We start from the raw sequence: 21,067 nt of genomic DNA on the forward strand, positions 1-21,067 counted from the left end.
TCGCCTTAGATTAGTAACATAAAGCCAGTGATTACGATATTTAAAATTCCAAGCGGAAGTAAAATTTTCCAGCAAAATGCACTTAACTGATCAACTCTTAAATGTGCCCATGAAGCCCTTACCCAAAGAAAAAAGAAAAAGACAATGCTTGATTTTAAGATGATCATCAAAGCACCTGGGATAAATAAAAATTCGTTAAATCCACCTAAAAATAAAATCGTAATGATGATGCTAGCAGCGATCATATTTGTGTATTCGCCAATAAAAAACATCGCCCATCTCATGCCGCTATACTCGGTGCCATAGCCTGCCACTATCTCTGTTTCGTTTTCTGTTAAGCAAAATGGCGTTCTATTGCACTCCACAAAGCTTGCTATTAAAAATAGCAAAAAGGCAAGTGGCTGCTTAAATATAAGCCAGCCAAAAATTCCTTTTTGATAGTTGTTTATATCCACAAGTGAGAGTGAGCTAGTTACCATTACGACGCTTAAAAGAGCCATGCCAGCTACTATTTCGAAACTAAGGAGTGAGACTACTGCGCGAGCTGCGCTAATTAGTGCAAATTTATTATAACTTGCAAGACCTGCTGCAAGTGGAGAGAAAACGCAAACTGAAGCAACACCAGCGATGTATAAAATACCAACATTTATATCTGAGAGAACCGGACGTAATGTATGTCCAAAAATTTCAAACTCAGGCAAAAACGGCACGGGTGCAAGTGCTGCAAATGCGGCAATGGCTGATATTAGTGGAGCTATTAAAAAGATAAATTTATTCGTATTTGCTGGTACGATGTCCTCTTTTGTAAAGAGTTTTATCATGTCAGCTACTATCTGTAAAATTCCAGCAGGTCCAACCATATCAGGCCCTACGCGGCGCTGCATGTAGGCTAGTACCTTTCTCTCAGCATAAGTCGCAAGCCCTGCAAGGCTTGCCATGACGGCTAAAATGACCACGGCTTTAATGATAGTGCTTAGCACAAAAAATAGTGTTTCACTCATCTTTTGCCTTTATAATTTTAACTGCGGCGTAGTTTTTGCCATTAAATATAACGCCCACATCAAGTTTGTCGTCATAATCGCCTAAATACGCACCAACTCCGCCAAGTTCGCTGTCAAGTTCCACGCAAATGGCAAGCTTGTGCCCATCTTTTTCTAAAATAATTGCTTCATTTTGTGAAATTCTAAATTTAGCCATAAATTCGCTACTTGCATAAAGCTTCGCTCTTTTGGCTGTTTGTGTGGCATAGTTTGCAAAAAATGATGGCAAATTTATAGGATTTGCAAGACTTATAAGTGCCTCGTCGTCTTTTAAATTTACACTCTTGCTATCTTTTAAAAGTGGCTCGGTATCGTCTTTTAGTGTGAAATTTGAAATTTCTAGTTTATAACCTCTGTGACTTGTGCCGTCGTTTGCGTAAAAATTTTCTAAATCATCAAATTTAATGCCTCTATAACCCTTTTCTTTTGGTAAATTTGGCGTGTAATCAATCGTATTTTTAGCCATTAACCCAAGTGCGTTTGCGATGTCGTTTAAAAAATATCCTTTGTGTGGTATCGCCACATTTGTTGGTACTAGGGCGTTATTTATGCTTGTAAATGTGCCTTCTTGCTGATTTAGCGCGCTAGCATCGATATCGCCTTCAAAAATGCTAAATTTATAATCGCCATTCTCGTTATAGCCAAGCGTCTTGCCAGGCTTTTTCTCGCTTGCAAGAGTGCAAATTTTAGCAACGCCAAGTGAGTTTGTGCGTGGTGGTATTAGCATCACACGAAACGGCGTAGCTCTTGCGATCACTCCAGCAAGAGCGGCTAGTAAATTTGCATTTTCATCCGTGTAAAAATCGCTTCCTAAAATGAGCGTAAATTTGCTTTTGCCCTCGCTTAAAGCCGGTATATCTATGTCAAAATTTTCATCAAAATTTTCAAGCTTTGATGTAAGTGCGCTAGGTAAATTTTCACCCCAGTTTTTAAGTATAAAAAGTAAAATTTGCTCTAATTTTCCAGCTTCATGCGTTACGTAGATAAAATTTTTAGAATATTTTTTAACGATTTCATCGGCTATGTGATGAAAGTAAATTCCAGTTGCTTTATTCATTTTTAAAGCGTTATTTAACTTAAAGCTTGTCACTGGGCTTTCGTGTCTTAAGAAACTGCCAGCAGTGATGATAAAATCGCTATTTTTAATATCTTCATAGTCTGCGTTATATGAGCTAAGCCCACTAAATTCGCTAAATTTATTTAAAAATTTTTGATAATTTAGCGCCTCATTGTTTATTAGATTTAGATCAAATTTTTCTCTTAAACGCTCTAAAATAAGGCCCTCTTCGTTCGTGATAAAGCTATTAAATTTTATATTTTTGATCGTACCATTTTTAATATTTAAAACAATCTCTTCAAATTTCTCTTCATTCTTACAGGCAAGCTCGTTGTGAAAGTCATAACTAAACCTAGCTGCTCCACTTACCTCACCAAATGTAAAATCATTGCTGACGCGGTAAATTTGCTTACTTCTGTCGCTAGTGCTCTTTTCTTTTACGTCATAGTAAATTAGCTCGCAGTCGCTTTGATGTGGATTTGCTGCTGGGATAGGGTTTAGCTCCCAGATATTTGTGCTATATTGAAAATGCGAACTAATAAGCGCTCCAGTAGGGCAAACGCTAATACACTCACCGCAAAATGAGCAGTCAAGACTCTCGCCAACGCTTGGACCTATTAAGCTTTTTTGCATCTTGCTAAAAACTGCGTAGGCATCTTTTGGCATACTCTCTTTTAGCTCTTTTGGCACTTCAACGCCCCTTGGTACGGTCTTTAGCGCACTCTCGCCGATCCTATCTTTACAAACAGTGACACATCTTTCGCAGACTATGCAAAGAGCTGGATCGTAGTTGATTAGCCCCCATTTTTTATGCGGTTTGTGCGTGTCAGCGATGGCAAATTTTTGTTCATTTACTTTTAGATGCGTGGTTAAATTTTGTAGTTCACATTCGCCACTTTTGTCACAAACGCCACATTGAATCGGATGATTTACGCAATAAGTCTGCATGATTGCATTTCGCTCGGCAGCGATTTCTGGCGTGTTTGTATAAATTTGCATATCCTCTTTTGCTTTGGCATTACAGCTATAAACTACTTTGCCATTTGCCTCGACCATGCAGAGCCTACAAGCAAGAGTTGGTGAGCAGCCGCTAAGATAGCAAAGAGCTGGGATATAAATTCCATTTGCTCTTGCGATATTTAGGATGCTCTCGCCTTCATCTGCTTCTAAAATTTGATCATTTATGCTTATTTTCATTTACTAACTACTACTTGTTTAAATGCGTATCCATCAAAATTTTTTACGCCAAAAATCGCAACTGTGCCTTTTAGCGAATGGTCTAGTTTAAATTTTGCCGTCACGCTAAAATCTTTTGCTTTAAGCTCTAGCATATCGCCATCTTTTGCCTTTGCTACGATACCAAATTGCATGCCTCCTACGATCTCATCGCTTGCGTTTTTGTTTAGATAAACGACTGCTCCATCAAAATTTTCAAGCTCTTTTAGCTCGTCTATTTTGTGATAATCATTAAATTCTTTCCTGCAACCACCAGCTAAAACGACATTTTTGCCTAAAATTTCAAGTAACCAAAAGATCGCATCTTTATCTGGATGAGTAAAAAATGAATCATCAATAATGATGTTTTTAACGTCCTTTATCCACTCGCCTAGCTCTTCAAATTCCTCTTCACCAACATTGCACTCGCCACTTATCAGCCCATCATCAAGCTCGCTAAAAAATTCATCGCAAGATAAATTTGCGTATTTGCAAAGAAGAGCCAAGACGTAGCTTATTGAGCCTATTTCGCAGCGGATTAAATTTTCGCCGCCAAGCTCGCTATCTTCAAAGCATGAGATGTATTTAAACTCGTGCTCTTTTATCTTTTTTGCTAAATTTTTGTCGCTCAAGCTTAGTAAATTTGCGATGCTTAAGCTTTTGCCTGCTATTAAATCATTAAATTTCATATCTTGCCCTTTTTTATGGTTAATACCCAATCAACTTGGTTAAATTTAAGCGAGTTCATTACTTCGCAGTTTAGATTATAGGCTAAATTTACAGCCTTTGCCACGCCGTTAAAATCGCCTATCTCAAATAAAAATATAATCACTTCATCAGCCTCGCTAGCCTTTATCTGCTGTCCAAGAGCGATCAAAAACTCACTCTTTAAGTGCCTAAGATCGACCCTTCTCATCTATCGACCTCGCCTAAGATGATATTTGTGCTACCAATTATCGTAGCGACATCAGCGACGTACTGACCTACTAATAAATCTTCGTAAATGGCGCAGTGCCAAAAGCTTGGCGTGCGAATTTTTAGGCGATATGGGCTTGCACTGCCATCTGAGTTTATATAAATTCCAAGCTCTCCCTTTGGCGACTCACTGGCAAAGTAAATTTCACCTTTTGGTGGCTTTAGTCCCTGAGTTATTAGCACAAAATGCTGCATTAATGAGTAGTTTTGGCTCATTATCTGCTCTTTTGAAGCGCTCACATACTCTGGCGCATCAGCGATGAGAGCTGGAGCACTTGTGTGATATTTGCCAACACACTGCTTTAAAATTTTCACGCACTCGCGCATCTCTTTCATATAAAGTAGGTATCTCGCGTAGCAATCGCCTTTGGTGGCGTAAGGCACGTCAAATTCCAGCTCATCATAGATGAGATATGGCTCTTCTTTTCTGATATCACGTGCGATGCCGCTTGCTCTTAGCATGATGCCAGAGCAGCCAGTACTAAGGGCTAGCTCTTTGCTAATTACGCCCACATCTACAAGCCTTGCTTGCCAAATTCTATTTTCGCTTAACAGATCTTCATAAAGTGTGATGTCGCTTGGAAATTTCTCACAAAATTTAAGCAGCTCCTCGCACCAGCCATCAGGCAGATCAAGCGGCACACCACCGATCCTTATGGAGCTATGAGTTAGTCTTGCGCCGCAGTATTTTTCTATAAGATCAAGGACGTATTCGCGCTCTCTAAATGCGTATAAAAAGACGCTCATTGCCCCCACATCAAGGGCGTGCGTGGCTAAAAATAAAAGGTGTGAGCTGATGCGGTTTAGCTCTAAAAGCATCACTCTAATAATCTGCGCACGGCGAGGCACTTCGATACCACAAAGCTTCTCTACAGCCGCGCAAAACGCGTAGTTATTAGCGCTCGATGCGATGTAATCAACCCTATCAGTCACTGGGATAAATTCCTGATAGGTCATATTTTCAGCCATCTTTTCAACGCCTCGGTGCATGAAGCCAACCTCTGGCATAGCACGCACGACCTTTTCTCCGTCAAGCTCAAGAACAAGCTTAAGCTGTCCATGTGCGCTTGGGTGCTGTGGGCCAAAATTTAGTATCATCTTGCCATCATTTTGCTCAAATTCTAAATTTTCAAAAAATGGTTTTAAGCGGTTTGGTGACTGACTCAAGGTCTTTCCTTTACTATCTGGCTTTGGTTAAATTTAGCCTTTTTGACAAATTTTACGCCGCCATCTTCTTGATACTCGTACTCTTCGCTAAATACTCTTGAAAATCCAAAGGTATCTTTCTCATCCACATATGCTGGATCGCGGTTCTCTTCGCCAATTTGCTCTCTAAACTCGCTTCCAAAAATTTTATCCACCTCGTACCATTTAGCAGCCTCGTCGCCCACTAGCGGATAGCTCCTTAAGAGCGGGTGTGAGTGCCAGTCATCAGGCATGATGAGACGTTTTAAATTTGGATGATCTTTAATGAGAACGCCGCTTAAATCATACATCTCGCGCTCAGCCCAGTTCGCGCTTTTATAAAGCTCGCAAACGCTTTTTAGCATTTCATCCTTTTTTACAAAGCATTTTACGCGGACGCGTCTATTTTTACTGATACTAAGCAATTGATAAAAAACTTCATATCCGCCTTTTTGACTTGTGAAATCAAGTGCTGCAAGCTCGCTAAGCTGTTCGTAACCAAAGCTTTTTAGTGTCTTAAGAGCTTTAAAATTTTCACTAGAATTTACATAAATTACAAGCTGATCAAACTCCACATAGCTAGATAAAATTTCTACTCCGTTTTGCTCTAAGATGGCTAGCTCTTCATCAAATTTAGAACCTCTTGCCTCATCTTTTGGCGTCTGCTTTTCTATATAAAATTTTTCTTTGTAATACTGCTTTTTTTGCAGATCATTCTTTGGCTTATACTCTCTCATATCTCAAGCTTTCTTGGCTTTTGCGCCCTAAATGCACTTTGCTTTCTTATCTTTTTTTGAAGCATCATAAGTGCGTATTGAAGCGTCTCTGGACGTGGGGCACAGCCTGGGATGTAGATATCAACAGGTATTATCCTATCTACGCCTTGAACGGTAGAGTAGGTATTAAACATGCCGCCAGTGTTCGCGCAGCTACCCATCGAGATGACCCATTTTGGCTCAGGCATCTGGTCGTAAAGACGTCTTGTAAACTCAGCGTGTTTTTTAGTTAGCGTGCCAGCTATAATCATCACCTCTGAGTGTCTTGGACTTGCCCTAAAAATGGTGCCAAATCTATCAAAGTCATATCTGCTAGCGCCACTTGCCATCATCTCGATCGCACAGCAAGCAAGCCCGTAGCTAAGAGCCCAAAGCGAGTTGCTCCTGCCCCATTGAACTAGCTTATCAACGGTTGTTAAAACTACTGGCAAGCCGCCATTTGCAGCGTAGTTTATCTGATGCTTTGCCATTTAAAGACTCCTTTTTGCCAAGCATAAGCAAAGCCGATAAGTAAAATCGCCACAAAAAGCAACATTTCGATTAGTCCAAAAATTCCAAGTAGCCTAAAATCCACCGCCCACGGATACATAAAAATGACCTCAACATCAAACAAAATAAATAAAATTCCATAAAAAAAGTAGTGGATATTTATCTTGTTTGGCTGTTTTACGGTGGTTGGACCACACTCATAAAAGCCAAGTTTTAGACGCTGGGTATTGCGGTTGGCTAATTTTTTACTTATTTTTGAAGATAAGAATGTTATTAAACAAAATGAACAAGTCGCTAGTAAAAGTATGATAAATGCACCAAAATAGGTACTTTCAAGCTCTGAATGTGACATACTTTGCCTTTTTTAATTTTTAAGATTCTACTAAATTTAAATTTATTTGAGCTTGAAACGGCTTAAGAGTAGGGTGAGTATTGTGCTTTTGTGTAAAAATTACTCCTATTTTATCTTCTCAACTGCATCTTTTGCGGCACTTATTCGCTCGCTCTCGTCTAGCTCACGCACAAAGCCATCTTTTACTAAAATGATCCTAGTCGCCACGTCAAAGTAGTTATCATCGTGACTCACGGCGATAACGCTTATGCCCTTGCTTTGCAAAAATGGCAAAATTTCTTTGTAAAATTTACGCTTAAATAGCGGGTCTTGATCGGCCGCCCACTCATCAAGGATAAGGATAGACCTGCGCTCTAAAATGGCTATTAGTAGGCTTAGTCGCTTTCGCTGGCCAGTTGAGAGCTGCGTGGTGCTAAGTTTATTATCAACAACACTTACCTTTTTATCGATCTCAAGCAGCACTAAAAGCTCCTCTATATCGCTTTGGCTGGCAAAGCCATCACGAGAGAGCGTCTGTGAAAATAGATAAAAATCAGCAAATATTGCGCTTATCTTTGCCTGATAGCTTTGTAAATTTGCCTCATCTATCTTTGTGCTATCAAGGTAAATTTCGCCACTGCTTGGGCGAAGAAGGCCACAGAGAATATTTATAAGCGTGCTTTTGCCACTGCCATTTTTACCGATGATAAATGTTATCTCGCCGCGCTTGATCTCTAAATTTACCCCTTTTAGGCTAAATTTGCCCTGCTCGTAGTTAAAATTTATATCTTTTAGCCTGATGCTTTGCCACTCATCGCTTAGGCTATCATCAAATTTAAAGCCTTCTTTAAATTTATTGAGATTTAAGCTCATGATCTTTTCTAGGCTCACTTTTGCGCTAAGTGCGGCTGGTATGGAGCTAACCATACTCATAAATGAGCCCCTTAAAAATAGTATCGTAAGACTTATGCTAAGCGCTGTTTGCAGGCTCGCCCAGCCAAATGCAACGCATAAAAATACGCAAAGACCGACTGCGCCAAGCAGCATTACGTTTGTGAAATTATCACTTAATGCGTGAAATACGTCCGCTTTTACCATGCTTTGGCGCTTTTTATCACCTGTTAAATTTAGCTCATCAAAGCAGACTTGCGCTCTTACTCTATTTAGACTAAGCTCTCTGTGGCCCTCGACGATGTCGTCATAGTGCTTTTGCAGTGCGTCATCTTGCGTTCTGGACTCTTTGAAGTAAAAGTGGATCTTTTTCATCAAAAGCGTGTTTATAAAGAGTGTTGCACCGATCCAAACGGCACTAAATATAAAAACTTTTGGCGCGATGTAGGCTAGATAAAAGCTTGCACAAATGATGAAAACTAGGCTTTGTATGAAGCCAGTAGCACTCATAAAGGCAAAAGTGATCGTTTTTATGTCATTATTTAGACTAGCTATGATCTTTGCCTTGCCGATCTCGTTTATCACGCTATTTGGCGTATCTAAAATTTGCTTTACGCTTTGATATCTTAGCTCGTAGATAAATTTATGCCCAAAATTTGTAAGCGATATATTTGCGGCGATGGCGCTTATAAAAAACAAGAGCAAAACCACTATAAATTTAACCGCTATAAAGGCGTCAAATTCTTTTAAACTTACAAGCTCATTATTTATAAATGAAAGGGTCCAGACACCAAGTCCGCTAAATACGAGCGTTAATAACACTATTTTAGAAATTTGATATATGTTTTTTTTAATTAAATTTGCAAGCATTACATCGCAGCTCGTGGCTGAATGATATTTGGTTCATACTTTTGTTCAGTATTTTCGCTCATTATACGAAGCACCTTGCTTCGTTTTATCTTAGCGTCATCCTTAAATATCGCACGAACTTTGTCCATACCAGCGTAAAAATCACGCATAAGCACGATGCAGATATATTTGCCAAAAAATGTCGGCTTAATAATGCCATTTTCTTCATATATTGCATTTACAAGCTTAAGCAAGCTAAGCTCCATAAATAAGGCCTTGTTAATGTTTGTGCTATTTTCATCGTTATATCTTTTAATATCAACTCCGCCATCAAAAAGCCTTGTTAAAAACATGTATTTAAGTCGCTCTTTCTTACTAAAACCACATTTTGCGATGACTGGGCTTTGCCTATTTTTTATCCTTTTGCCGTATTCAAGTAGATTAAACGCATTTATTACAAGCTCACCGTTAAGAAAGCTAAATGCTCCGCTACCAACGCCAAGATACTCTAAATTTGAGCCAACATATTCGTCACGAAGGTCAGCACTTTTTTCATTTGAAAATGCCCAAGCGTTGCTTTGTTTGTAGTTACTTTTGCTAAATTCTTCAGTGATTATCTCATAGAATTCACGCTCGTTATCGATGTTTGAGACGCCAAGCGAGCGAGCGATGTTCTCTCTCGTTAGCTCTGATTTCATAAGTGGATAGAAGGTGATTTGTTGCGGAGAGATCGATTTTGCAGCATTTATGTCGTTTATGAGCTGCTCTTTCATTTGATTTGGCAGGTTAAAGATGAGATCCAGGCTAATGACTGGGATCTTACCAAGAGCAAGCTCAAGCTTTCTTTTTACCTCCTTGGCTGAGCCGAATTTTTCGTATCTGCCAACTCTTTTTAACGTTTCATCATCAAAGCTTTGTACGCCAACGCTTAGTCGATCAATTAATCCATCAAATCTAGCTAAACTCTCGGGTGAGATGTGATTTGGATCGCTTTCTGCTGAAATTTCATCTATACTAAAAAGCTCTTTTGCAAGCTTAAGTGTCTTCTCAAGCTCTGGCTCATTTATAAGCGTCGTGCCACCGCCAACATAAAGTGAATCAAAGTCAAATCCAGCCTCTTTAACCTGCCTCATCTCCTCACGTAAATTTTCAAAGTAAACTTTTGCGAGCTCTTGCTCATAGTGGTACTTATGAAACGAGCAATATGGACAGAATGTGTGACAAAATGGCACATGTGCGTAGAGCATATACTTTTTGTCTTTTTTTGGAGTTTTGGTGTAGGTTGTGGTTAAAATGTCTATATTAAATTCATTATATAGTGATCTTTGAATAGAATTATGAGCGTAATTTACGGCAAAATTCTCGACAATATTTTTAAATATCATAACTAATCACCTTAAATAAGTTTGGTTTTAAATTTATGTGTTAGGATAGCTAACTTTTAATAAATTTAGCCTTGTGCTAAAGAAATTTTTAGCTTAGCTAGATAAATTTGGCCTATTTTAAATTTGTAAATTTCACGTATCGATCAAATTTTAGTCCCAAAGCTTAAGGAAATTACTCCTTGGCTCTTGAGATAATTTTGCTTGCATCAAGCTCAAATTTTATTCCATCTTTCGTCTGCAGATAATAAAATTTACCAATATTACAAAGCGACTTTACATTATAAATTTTAACTGCCTTTTCATCTATCTCGCAAGAAGTTTGACCTTTACCTTTTGCCTCGCAAAACGAGCTTGGCAAAGCTTTTAAAGCGCTTTTGTCAATAAGCAAAAATTTATAATCAATATTTCCTATAGCAAGTGTTTTTGCTGTGTATTTTATAAATAAAAGAGAATTTGAAATGATCATGAAAATGAGCGCCGAATAAAAAATAATAGTAAAATCTTTCGTCTCTTTTATGCTAGCTATTCCAAGAATGAATGAGAGCATAAAAGAGCAAAATAATATCCAAAGTGCCAAAAATCCACTAATGCTATTTGAAATAACAATCGATGCGATAAATAAAATAAGCATTATAATAGTCAAGAAATATATAACAAAATTTGATCTATCCTTAAAGAAAACCGCTAAATTTACACAGATATAAGAGAGTGGAAATAGCGATAGTATCATTAGCAAATTACAAGAAAGCCTATGAGCTATAAAAGCAAAAATGAAAAATGATATGGATGTCAAAAAATATATGAAATTTGAGCTATAGAAAAAGAGAAATTTTGGCTTTTTAAATTTGTATTTTTTATTATCATTTTGATAAAGGTTCGAGACGAAAACTAAGATACCGATCTCAAAAACCGTGATAAATGCAGTCGCACAAAATAGCAAAATACCTGTAAATATCATCTCTGAGCTGTCTAAAATCGGGAAATATTTTACTTCAAAGCCAAAATATAAAAAGTAGCAAAAGATACTAGCGATTGGCACGATAAAATTTGAATATTTAAAGAAATTTGCCACGCAATTTTTTATAAAATTAGTCTTTAAATTTGCCGAATATTCGCTAAGTCTACTCTCAAAATAAGTGTTATTTAGTAAATAATTTTTAATTTTTTCAAGATATTCTGGTTCCTTGCAGCTCGCATCTATATAAATTTCATAGTTTTTCTCATCGAAATCTTTTATAATCTCATCTTTTATATCCAAAATCATAAAACAAATTTGCTTTTTTAATTCGTTAAGTTTTTTTAAAATTTCAATAAAATTTGTTCTATTTAGCTCAAGATAAGACTCATATTCTTCATTTAAAAGAGCTATGAGTTTACCTTGTTTACTGCTTGCTATGTGAGCATTTGAAAACTTTGTCTTAATGAAATTTATAAAGTTTATAGAGTTTTTAATACTCTCATCTTTTTTATTTAAAATATCTTGATAACTCAAATTTAAATCCTAAAAATTTATAAAAAACTTGCTATTTAAGCACCTTTGCGATTTCGCTCCAGCCTAAATTCTCAGCAAAATCAGCCGCCGTTTTGCCACTTTTTGTACGAGCATTTTTATTAGCGCCGTTTTCTAGCAAAAGATTTACAAGATTTAAATTTCCAGCGATCGCCTCGTGGTGAAGCTGCGTATAGCCAAATTCATCGGCGTCCGTGACCATACTTGGATGCTCTTTTATATACTGCTCCACCTGTTCATGTGTATTTTTGCTCATTGGATGCTCTATCAAATTTTCTGGATGCTCTTTTTGCTCGAAAACTACCAAAATATCGTTAAAATCGCCAAAATCAAGCCCCCACGCTTTATCGTGCTCTTTTAGCTCTTTCTTCTGCATTCGTGAGCGCATCGCCTGCACGCTAAATCCGCCGTATGCGCGTCCATCTATCGCAAATAGCCAGTCGCTCATCTCATCTATCTTCGCGGTTACTTGATCGCCTACTTTCACGTTTTGCACGGCGTCAGGCTCGTTTACGAGTGTGCCATATATCGTTTCGCCGTCAAATTCCACATCGTCTATCCACATGTGTTCACCGACTTCTTCGCCATTTATGACATCTAAGAAGCAAATTTTTACCATTGCATAGTCAAGCATAGGTACGATCCTGCGGCGCTCCCAGTAAACCTCACGCCAAAAATATCTAAAGCTCTCACGAGCTTGCTCAAATGCGCGCTGCATGTAGTCTTCGTCGCTACTTACAAAATAGATCGGCATTTGCTTGCCAAGATCGATTTGTTTACCGAGAATTTTCTTAAAAAAGCTCATTTTTTGTCCTTAGTAAAATAAATTTAATTGTAAATTTGCAAAAAACTGCCAAATTTAGGTTGAATAGCTAAATTTTAAATGAAAAATCTAGTGGCAGTTTCGCAAAATTAGGCTAGGCGATTTAAATTTTTGCAACGGGAGTTACCGAGTGGGTAATGACCGAGCAAAAATTTGAATCAACGACGCATAATAAAGCGAAAAAGTGCGTTATTTTAGATTTTTAAAGCTTATTGGGAGTTCTAAATTTAACCCCCTCACTAGCTTTATACACTCCTGTAAGTCATCTATACTTTTGCTTGTCACTCTGATCTCTTCGCCCCTGATCTGTGCGCTCACTTTGATCTTTGAGTCTTTGATCGCTTTGGTGATCTTTTTTGAGTTTTCACCATCAAGTGTGTCGTTTAGCTTTAGCATTGCCTTTAAATTTCCACCACTCGCTGGCTCCCTTTTTGTCTCCGTGATCGCAACTGGTGGGATGTTGCGCTTGATGAGCTTTGAGATCACGATGTCTTTTAGTGCGTCGATCTTATTATCACTTGAGCTAAGAAGCGTGATAAATTTCTCTTTTTCATTTAGCTCGACTTCAGCTGCAAGCCCTTTAAAATCATACCTAGCCGCGATCTCTTTTTTTGCCGTCTCAAGAGCGTTTTTAACCTCCATCATATCGACCTCGGCACTTATATCAAAACTATGCTCAGTTGCCATTTTTATCCTTTCAAATTTATTTAAATAGCCCTTTGATCTTCTCAAAAAGTGACTTTTTGCCAGTCTCTTCTTGCTTTATCGTCTCGCCAATCTGCTGCATCGCGGTCTGTGCGTAGATGATAGCGCCCTTTGGATCGCAGTTAAAGAGGTTTGAATATGAGCTTGATTTGTTTAGATCAAGTGGATTTGGCTCCACGACCTCAGTAGCCTCAAGCAGGCCTATTTCTAGCTCGCATGCGTAGTTTAGAGTATCTAAAAATGCAGGTAAATTTTGCGCGTAAAAGCCATCAATCGCTTCTTTTATCTCGCCACCTGCTTCATAGTCAGCCTTTAGTTTAGCTACGTTTTTAGCACTCACATAAGCGCCACAACAGTAGTTTTCGGTGATCTCATTATAAATTTCGCCACTAAATTTATCCAAAAACTCACTTGGTAAAATTTCTCGCCAGTTGCTGATGTAGTTTTTAAATCTCTCATTTTGCCGGGCCAAAGAGCTTAACGCTGTGCCGCGAGTGTAGAAATATTTTCTAAAAAATCCTTGCGTGACAGCTATACAAAAGCCGTGAGTTTTGTTAAAAATTTCATCGTCTTTATATTGCAGCGCGGCGCTTAGCGTATCTTTGTACTTTTGCGCGTAAAATTCCTCTACGCCAGCCTTGCTAGCAAGCGCTAAAACCTCTTCAAATTTACCAGCCCTTGCAAGCTCAAGTGCCTCAAAATACCACTTTGAAATTTCATCTTCGCTAATGGCGTGATAGCTTATATCATAGCCCATTATCTGCTCTCATTGATGAAATTTTCGATGTTTGCGACGATCTTTGTGATGAGCGTCTTTCTAGCCTCCAAGCTGCCCCATGCCACGTGTGGCGTGATTAGTAGATTTTCTTTGTTTTTTACATTTAAAAATGGGCTATTTTCGCTCATCGGTTCGCTTTCTAAAACGTCGGTACCAAAGCGTAAATTTCTCTCATCTATCGCCCTTGCCATCGCCGCTTCATCCACTATGCCGCCACGTCCTAAATTTAGCACTATTGCATCATCTTTTAGCAAATTTATCTCGTTTGCGCCTAGTAAATTTCTAGTCTTTTCATTTAGTGGTGCGTGGATACTGATGATGTCACTACTTCTTAGTAGCTCATCTAAGTTTTTTTGCGCAAACTCAATATTGTTATTTGCTCCGCTTGTCGAGTAGTAGCTCACATTTGCGCCAAATGCACGTGCTACTGCCGCCACGCCGCGTCCTATCTCGCCAAGTCCGATGATGCCAAATTCTTTGCCAGCGATCTCGCTGATATCTGCACCAAGATAGGTGAAAATTTCGCTCTTCACCCACTCGCCACTTTTTACGTAGCGATCATAAAATTTGATGTGATTTGTTAGCTCAAAAAGCATGGCAAAAGTATGCTGCACTACGCTTGCGGTTGAGTAGCCAGCAACGTTTTTAACAGCTATATTTTTAACTTTTGCATGCTCTAGATCGACATTATTCATCCCAGTTGCGCTTATGCAGATAAGCTTTAAATTTAGCGCATCCATCACAACTTTATCGATGATGACCTTGTTTGTAATGACCACATCAACGCCCTTTAGACGAGGCACGACCTCTTCACTTTTAGTTTTTTGATAGCTAATAAACTCGCCAAATTTCTTAAAAACACTAAGATCTACGTTCTCTCCCAGCGTGGCCGCGTCCAAACAAACGATCTTCATCTTTAGTCCTTAATGAAATGTCCTACAAATTTAGAGTAGTTATCTAAAATTTTGCCGCCCTTTCTATATCCAAGCGCGCACGCCTCATAAGCGTAAAATACGCCAGCTTGGTAGTTATCACCTCTTTCATCTTGATTAAACTCGTAAAATTCTTGATAGATAGCTTTATTTGAGTCGTATTCACCGTCATTACTTGCTATTTGTGCGCCGTTTTCATCGTGTATCGAGACATTTGCGCCTTCTCTACCAAATACCGGCTTTTTCACATATTTTTTGCCCTTTAGCGGCTCGTTTGAGGTTTCTAGCAAGAGTGGATGATTTGGATAAAGATCCCAAAGAATTTTTAAAATTCCCTTGCTTTGGAAAAGTAGCGTGTAGGCGGGATTTATGATGATGGCTTTTTGGTTTTTGATGATATTTGAAAGTATAAGTGCTAGCTCGCCTTCATCGATCGCTATGCTCTCCCAAGGTACGAGTTTAAACCAGTACTCGAAATTCTCATCACCTTTAAAAATGCCTTCGTTATCGTCAAAAACGACCTCGTCAACGTAAGCAAAGTCTGTCTTAAAGCCAGCCTCTTTTGCGATGTATTGCAGCAATTTCACGGTTTGCTCATCCTCAATACTACCAGCGATAGAGCTAAAGAGTATCCCCCAACCCTCGTAAACATCCTCAAAATTTACATTATCATCGCCAAGCGTAATAAGGCGTTTAAAATTTTGCTTTAGAGCTTCGTAAAGGTTATTAAATTGCTCTGCTTCATCCATATGATTTAGTTTTAGCATCGCCCACTGAATGATCGCTGTCTCAAAGACTGCCGTTGGCGTGTCTGCGTTAAATTCGATCAGTTTTATCGGCTTACCATCAAGTCCGCCTGCAAGATCAAATCTGCCATAAAGGTGCCAGTGAACGTCGTTTTCCCAGCTTTTTTTTATACTATCAACGAGATTAAACGGTATGCCTATCTCGTGGAAAAGGTTGTTGTCAATGACGTGTTGAGCGGCATTTACATACATATCGTATAGCTCATTTGCCGCTTCGTAGTAAGCGTCCGCTTCACTTGCTTTTACCTGTACGATCTCATCTGCGATATATGAGCTGTTATCATTATCTGTATGCCACGCAAAGCCGATTTTTTCCATAAATTCGTTATTTAACGGAGTGATTTTTCTTAAATTTATCATTTTTAGCCTCCAAAGCTTGATGAGCTAGAGCTTGATTTTGAGCTACCACCAAAAAATCCACTCTTGCCGCCACTGCTTCTTGCAGCAGAATTTGCTGCTTTTTGCTTATTAAAGCTATCAACGCTTCTTGTGTATGCACTTGGATTTTTGTAAGAATTTTGACGAGTAGCTTGGAAATTTTGATTTCCAAAAAGCTTACTGCCTATCCAGCTACCAAGTATCGCACCAGCTGCTGAAGCAAGGATCGTCTCGCCAAGGCTTAGACCGCCACTGCTTAGCTGTGCGTCACTCGTTTTTGTTAAATTTGAAGTGCCATTGTCAATATTTGCGTTTGCTTGAGCTAGGAGTTTATCGATCTCGTCTTTACTTAGCACACGCTCAGTGCCGTTTATATCTTTTAACACAACTCTAGTTTCAGTACTTGGATACTCTTCTAAAATTTTATAAACTCCAGGTGCACTCTCTTCGATGATAACAAAGGCGCCGTTTTTTTGCGCAACTTCGTTTAGTGCGTTTTCATCACCGCCATTGTTATTGCCACAACCAGCAAGGCCAGCCATAACGATCGCACCAAATCCGCCTACCGCAGCATAAGTAGCTATCTTTTTAATGTGTTTCATATCTCTCCTATCAACTCTTTTAAATTTTTATGTCTTCTAACAAGTATCACACCTCGTTTAAATTTTATAAATTTTGAGTGGTGTATCGCTTTTATTATCTTTTCACTGGCTTTTTTCGTTGCCTTTGGCTTTAGATTTAGCTCCTTTAAAAATTCACTTAAATTTATCCATTTTGACTCATTTTCTATCTCGGCCTCTATCGCTTCATTCTTTGCCATATCGTCATTTTTTTGTGCTAAAAGTGGCCTTTGCATGGCATTTAGAAACTGCATGAGCTTTTCATCTCTATCTTTATAAATTTGCAAAATTTCATTTTTTCGCTCGATTAGCATCTGCTCTTTTTCTTTAAAAAGCCTATCTTTATCAGCCTGTAAGTTTAAATTTAAGCTCTTTAGCTCGCTTAACTCATTTAGCAAATAATTTATAAACTCATCATTTTGGGATTTAGTTTTTGTGCTTTTTGGAGCGGATTTTGTGGCTTTTTCGCTACTTGGTTTCTCATCAAGGATGACAAATTTTATGCCATTTTCAATGACTGTATTTATCGAACCACGGCGGATTCTATTATAGACTGCTTCTTTTGTTATGCCTAAAATTTCTGCAGCTTCGTTTATAGCTAGCTTTTGCATCTAATTTCCGTTTAAAATAAAATAAAAAAATTGCTTTGATTATAAAAAAATAAGGCTAAAAGAAGAGTTAAACAAAGAGAGCAAAGCCCTCTTTGTCTTGGTTTTAGAGTCTTGACTCGTAGCGTCTAAGCATATAAAGACGTTTAAGCATTTTCTTGCGAGCTGCAATTTTTTGTTTCTTGCGGATCTCAGTTTTAGGCTCAAAGAAGCGTCTAGCTCTTGCTTCAGTTACTACTAAGTTACGGTCAGTTTGTTTTTTAAACTTTCTATAACCCTCGTCAAATGACTCGTTAGGATGTACCTTAATACCAGGCAACGTCCTCACCACCTTTCAGATTAAAATAAGCCGTGAGTATAGTTTAATTTTCATAAATTTAAGCTTTTAACTATTTTTTTTTAAAACTCTTTTAATGCCATAAGCTTTATAATCATAAAATTTCAAAAAAGGCTTATTATGTCAAAGGAGTTTCATCTTAGTTACGCCAAGAGGCGTTACATTTTTTTCGCCTGTATTACGCTATTTGTCTTTATTTTGCCATTTATCAGGATAAATGATGCGCAGCTATTTTTGCTAAGTTTTGATAAAAGTAGAGTTGATCTCTTTTTTGCAAAATTTGATATGCAAGAGCTTTATTTGTTGCCATTTTTATTTATTATTTTGTTCTTAAGCATATTTTTTCTAACGACACTTGCAGGGCGCGTTTGGTGCGGTTGGAGCTGTCCGCAAACTATTTTTAGAACGATATTTCGTGACCTTTTGCAAACTAAAATTTTAAAGATCAGAAAAAATATCCAAAATAAGCAAAATGAGCCAAAAGGACAAATTTTAAAGCGTGCTTTAGCAGTTGGAATTTGGTGTATTTTAGCTCTTGTTATTTCGGCAAATTTTTTATGGTATTTTGTGCCACCGCTTGATTTTTTTGCTTATTTAAAAGAGCCAAGTGAACATGGAGTTTTGCTTGCATTTTGGCTTGTTATAGCTATTTGGTTAGTTTATGATGTCATCATTTTAAAAGAAAATTTTTGCATTTATGTCTGTCCTTACGCTAGGGTGCAATCAGTGATGTTTGATAACGATACGATCCAAGTTATTTACAATCAAAAAAGAGGCGGCGTAATCTATAACGGAAAAGAGAAATTTAAAAAGCCAAAAGAAGAGGGCGCGCTATGTACTGGCTGCGAGGCATGCGTGAGGATATGCCCAACGCACATTGATATAAGAAAAGGCATGCAGCTTGAATGTATAAATTGTCTAGAGTGTAGCGATGCTTGCGCTAAAGTGATGAAGCATTTTGATGAAAGCTCGCTTATTGAGTGGAGAAGTATAAACTCTATAAAAGAGCAAAAAAGAGTCAAAATTTTACGCTTTAGAACGGTTGCTTATCTTGTCATTTTGGGCATTGTTTTGACAGCTGGGGTATTGATGAGTGGCAAAAAAGAAAGTATGCTTTTAAACATAAATAGAACAAGCGAGCTTTATAAAATTTTAGGTGAAAATGAAGTCGAAAATTCTTACGTATTTTTGGTGCAAAACACACAAAATAAAGAGCATACCTTTTACTTTGAAGTAGATGATAAGAATATAGAAATTTCTCGTCCAAATAAGCCATTTATATTAAAAGCTGGCGCAAAACAACGAGTAATCGTCACATTAAAATCAAAAAATGAAAATTTAAGCGATAAAGATCTTTTAAAACATATAAATATAAAAGCCTATGCCACTGACGAGCCAGCTATCAGCGTGCAAAGGCAAAGTACTTTTATCTATCCTAAAAGATGATAAAATGGCAAAAATTTAACAGGAAGCAAGATGGCGATCTCAGAAAAGGGTAAAAAAAGATACGAACTTATCGTAAAAACAGCACTTGAGCTATTTTTAGAAAAAGGATACGAAAAGACAAGCTTAAGTGACATCGTAGCGATAAGTGGCGGATCGCTTTCTAGTATTTACACGTTTTTTGAGAACAAAGAGGGGCTTTTTGAGGCGATCGTTGAGCAAGAGATAGATAGCCTTATAAAAGAGATCGATGAGAAAATAGATCTTAAAATTTCTCACAGCTTGGAGGAATTTTTAACCAAATTTGCAACCATAATATTTTCTATTACTTGCAGCAAAAGGCATATCTCTCTTGGTAGGATAATGATGAGTGAGGGTTCTAAAAATGGTGGCAAACTTGGTAAGACGTTTTTGGATCAAATTTTAAAAAAAAATCGATCTTGTGCTTATAAATTTCTTTGAAAGAGATGAGGTAAAAGCCAAGCTTGATTCAAAATTTTCAGCCAAATTTGCTGCAAAGTACTTTATACAAAGTGTGATTGGGGCTTATTACTACGATTCGCTTTTGATAAATGAAGAACCAAAGCTTAGTGAAAGAGAGCGTAAAAAGCATGTTGGCTTATGTGTTGAGTTGTTTTTGAATGGAATTAGTAAAAAATAAAATTGACTTTTTATTTGTTTTCTAATAGAATCGAGAACTTTAAATTTTTGTAACAATTATTACAAAAACTAAATATGATATTAAAATTTAAAATTAAGAGAGGTTTTTATGGCAAATTTTAAAAGTGCTCTTGTGCTTTCGGTTGCAGTTTTATTTCTAAGTGGTTGTTTTGAAAATAAAGAGAATAAAGCGGCAGCAGGTCGCCAGATGCCGCTATCTCATGTGGATATTTTTACCGCACAAAAAACAGACATACCTATTAGTTTTGATTACACTGCAACGGTTGCAAGTAGTCAAGATGTTATTATCTATCCAAAAGTTGGCGGAACTATCATAAAGCAGTTTTTTAAGCCGGGAAGCAAAGTAAAAGCAGGTGATAAGTTATTTTTGATAGATCCAGAAAAATATCAAGCTAGCTTTGACTCGCTTGATGCCTCTGTTGGCGTTGCAAATGCAAATTTGAAAAATGCCGAGACAGAGTTTAAAAGAATTTCTGCCCTTTATAAGAAAAATGCAGTCTCTCAAAAAGACTACGACGCAGCAGTTGCAGCCTATGACATTGCAAATGCGAATTTAGTAAGCGCAAAAGCAAATTTAAAAAATGCAAAAATAGATCTTGGCTACACGACTATCACAGCGCCATTTGACGGCGTAGTGGGTGATAATCAAGTAGATATTGGCTCGCTTGTCATAGCAAACCAAACAAAGCTCGTAAGACTTACAAAAATAAATCCTATTGAAGCAGAATTTTATATTGCCGATGTGGATAATCTAACTAGAAAGACAAATTTGGATAACGGCTCATGGCAACAGCTAAATAGTGACGCTGTGTTAAGTGTCAATGGCGAAAATTTTAATGGTAAAGTAAATTTTATAGATAGTGTCGTAAATACCGCGACTGGCAGCGTTTTAGCAAAGGCTAGCTTTGATAACAATGAGGGTAAAATTTTACCAGGTGCGTTTGGTCATATAAAGATGAGTGGCTTTGTTCAAAAAAATGCCTTTAACATCCCACAAGTTGCCCTTCAACAAAGCGCTACAAACTCTTATGTTTTAGTCGTAAAAGATGGCAAAGTAAGCCAAAAAAATGTAAAAATAGGATATCAAACAAAAAATATGGTAGCAGTCACTGAAGGTCTTGAAGAGGGAGATAAGATAATCGTTAATAACTTCCTTAAAATCGGAGTTGGTGCACCAGTTGAAACTGATAAAGACCTAAGTGCGGAATTTATAAACGGCAAAGATGCAAACGCTACAAGTAGCAAGTAAAGGC

At 37.7% G+C, this 21,067-nt stretch carries 23 protein-coding genes; 4 read left to right on the forward strand and 19 right to left on the reverse strand.

All coding sequences use genetic code 11. The features are described 5' to 3' along the window. Positions 1–5: 5 nt before the first annotated feature. The 19 genes from nuoH to rpsU all read right to left on the reverse strand — a co-directional run bounded on the left by nuoH (position 6) and on the right by rpsU (position 17,672). Positions 6–1,001, reverse strand: a complete 996-nt coding sequence (gene nuoH / locus CVT17_RS01150; protein ID WP_107858423.1) for an NADH-quinone oxidoreductase subunit NuoH — start codon at positions 999–1,001, stop codon at positions 6–8. Next, entirely contained in the window at positions 994–3,294 is a 2,301-nt protein-coding gene (locus CVT17_RS01155) for an NADH-quinone oxidoreductase subunit G (protein ID WP_107858424.1), read from the reverse strand. The genes nuoH and CVT17_RS01155 overlap by 8 nt, the downstream gene beginning before the upstream one ends. Then, positions 3,291–4,001 carry a hypothetical protein gene (locus CVT17_RS01160; protein ID WP_107858425.1) on the reverse strand — a complete coding sequence of 237 codons (711 nt, stop codon included), beginning with the start codon at positions 3,999–4,001 and terminating at the stop codon, positions 3,291–3,293. The genes CVT17_RS01155 and CVT17_RS01160 overlap by 4 nt, the downstream gene beginning before the upstream one ends. After that, a complete protein-coding gene (locus CVT17_RS01165; protein WP_107769830.1) occupies positions 3,998–4,228 on the reverse strand; it encodes an NADH-ubiquinone oxidoreductase subunit E family protein in 231 nt (76 codons plus the stop codon). The genes CVT17_RS01160 and CVT17_RS01165 overlap by 4 nt, the downstream gene beginning before the upstream one ends. Next, positions 4,225–5,454 (reverse strand): NADH dehydrogenase (quinone) subunit D, encoded by a 1,230-nt coding sequence (gene nuoD / locus CVT17_RS01170; protein WP_107858426.1) that lies wholly within the window; start codon positions 5,452–5,454, stop codon positions 4,225–4,227. The genes CVT17_RS01165 and nuoD overlap by 4 nt, the downstream gene beginning before the upstream one ends. After that, complete coding sequence (locus CVT17_RS01175; RefSeq protein ID WP_107769828.1) at positions 5,451–6,209, reverse strand: NADH-quinone oxidoreductase subunit C; 759 nt, start codon at positions 6,207–6,209, stop codon at positions 5,451–5,453. Before CVT17_RS01175 ends, nuoD begins: the two co-directional genes overlap by 4 nt. After that, positions 6,206–6,718: a NuoB/complex I 20 kDa subunit family protein gene (locus CVT17_RS01180; RefSeq protein ID WP_012001120.1), complete on the reverse strand. Its 513-nt coding sequence runs from the start codon at positions 6,716–6,718 to the stop codon at positions 6,206–6,208. Before CVT17_RS01180 ends, CVT17_RS01175 begins: the two co-directional genes overlap by 4 nt. Then, entirely contained in the window at positions 6,700–7,089 is a 390-nt protein-coding gene (locus CVT17_RS01185; protein WP_021090439.1) for an NAD(P)H-quinone oxidoreductase subunit 3, read from the reverse strand. Before CVT17_RS01185 ends, CVT17_RS01180 begins: the two co-directional genes overlap by 19 nt. A 105-nt stretch (positions 7,090–7,194) precedes the next feature. Continuing rightward, positions 7,195–8,829, reverse strand: a complete 1,635-nt coding sequence (locus tag CVT17_RS01190; RefSeq protein ID WP_107858427.1) for a multidrug ABC transporter permease/ATP-binding protein — start codon at positions 8,827–8,829, stop codon at positions 7,195–7,197. Beyond that, on the reverse strand, positions 8,829–10,193 hold the full coding sequence (locus CVT17_RS01195) for a coproporphyrinogen III oxidase family protein (protein WP_107858428.1): 1,365 nt from the start codon (positions 10,191–10,193) through the stop codon (positions 8,829–8,831). Before CVT17_RS01195 ends, CVT17_RS01190 begins: the two co-directional genes overlap by 1 nt. Positions 10,194–10,365: 172 nt before the next feature. After that, positions 10,366–11,685 carry a hypothetical protein gene (locus CVT17_RS01200; RefSeq protein WP_107858429.1) on the reverse strand — a complete coding sequence of 440 codons (1,320 nt, stop codon included), beginning with the start codon at positions 11,683–11,685 and terminating at the stop codon, positions 10,366–10,368. Positions 11,686–11,716: 31 nt separating this feature from the next. Continuing rightward, positions 11,717–12,508: a DUF2314 domain-containing protein gene (locus CVT17_RS01205; protein WP_107858430.1), complete on the reverse strand. Its 792-nt coding sequence runs from the start codon at positions 12,506–12,508 to the stop codon at positions 11,717–11,719. Positions 12,509–12,715: 207 nt separating this feature from the next. After that, complete coding sequence (locus tag CVT17_RS01210) at positions 12,716–13,213, reverse strand: YajQ family cyclic di-GMP-binding protein (RefSeq protein ID WP_107858431.1); 498 nt, start codon at positions 13,211–13,213, stop codon at positions 12,716–12,718. Positions 13,214–13,229: 16 nt separating this feature from the next. Next, entirely contained in the window at positions 13,230–13,988 is a 759-nt protein-coding gene (locus CVT17_RS01215) for a hypothetical protein (protein WP_107858432.1), read from the reverse strand. Next, positions 13,988–14,923, reverse strand: coding sequence for a D-2-hydroxyacid dehydrogenase (locus CVT17_RS01220; protein WP_107858433.1), 936 nt, complete (start codon positions 14,921–14,923; stop codon positions 13,988–13,990). Before CVT17_RS01220 ends, CVT17_RS01215 begins: the two co-directional genes overlap by 1 nt. A 2-nt stretch (positions 14,924–14,925) precedes the next feature. Further along, entirely contained in the window at positions 14,926–16,107 is a 1,182-nt protein-coding gene (locus CVT17_RS01225) for a glutathionylspermidine synthase family protein (protein ID WP_107769822.1), read from the reverse strand. Positions 16,108–16,109: 2 nt separating this feature from the next. Further along, positions 16,110–16,727 carry a UPF0323 family lipoprotein gene (locus CVT17_RS01230; protein ID WP_107858434.1) on the reverse strand — a complete coding sequence of 206 codons (618 nt, stop codon included), beginning with the start codon at positions 16,725–16,727 and terminating at the stop codon, positions 16,110–16,112. Continuing rightward, complete coding sequence (locus tag CVT17_RS01235; protein WP_107858435.1) at positions 16,724–17,356, reverse strand: DNA-binding protein; 633 nt, start codon at positions 17,354–17,356, stop codon at positions 16,724–16,726. The genes CVT17_RS01230 and CVT17_RS01235 overlap by 4 nt, the downstream gene beginning before the upstream one ends. Before the next feature lie 103 nt (positions 17,357–17,459). Next, entirely contained in the window at positions 17,460–17,672 is a 213-nt protein-coding gene (rpsU, locus tag CVT17_RS01240) for a 30S ribosomal protein S21 (protein WP_009294994.1), read from the reverse strand. A gap of 138 nt (positions 17,673–17,810) precedes the next feature. On the opposite strand from rpsU, the gene ccoG reads away from it, so the two are divergent. The 4 genes from ccoG to CVT17_RS01255 all read left to right on the forward strand — a co-directional run bounded on the left by ccoG (position 17,811) and on the right by CVT17_RS01255 (position 21,063). Continuing rightward, positions 17,811–19,136 carry a cytochrome c oxidase accessory protein CcoG gene (gene ccoG, locus CVT17_RS01245; protein WP_107858436.1) on the forward strand — a complete coding sequence of 442 codons (1,326 nt, stop codon included), beginning with the start codon at positions 17,811–17,813 and terminating at the stop codon, positions 19,134–19,136. 30 nt (positions 19,137–19,166) lie between these two features. After that, complete coding sequence (locus CVT17_RS01250; RefSeq protein ID WP_230853302.1) at positions 19,167–19,595, forward strand: TetR/AcrR family transcriptional regulator; 429 nt, start codon at positions 19,167–19,169, stop codon at positions 19,593–19,595. Then, positions 19,576–19,794 carry a hypothetical protein gene (locus tag CVT17_RS09300; protein WP_230853303.1) on the forward strand — a complete coding sequence of 73 codons (219 nt, stop codon included), beginning with the start codon at positions 19,576–19,578 and terminating at the stop codon, positions 19,792–19,794. Before CVT17_RS01250 ends, CVT17_RS09300 begins: the two co-directional genes overlap by 20 nt. Positions 19,795–19,902: 108 nt before the next feature. Next, positions 19,903–21,063 carry an efflux RND transporter periplasmic adaptor subunit gene (locus tag CVT17_RS01255; protein WP_103642867.1) on the forward strand — a complete coding sequence of 387 codons (1,161 nt, stop codon included), beginning with the start codon at positions 19,903–19,905 and terminating at the stop codon, positions 21,061–21,063. The last annotated feature ends 4 nt before the right edge of the window (positions 21,064–21,067 follow it).

The sequence above is a fragment of the Campylobacter concisus genome (assembly GCF_003048775.2).
GTDB classification, from domain to species: Bacteria; Campylobacterota; Campylobacteria; order Campylobacterales; family Campylobacteraceae; genus Campylobacter_A; species Campylobacter_A concisus_I.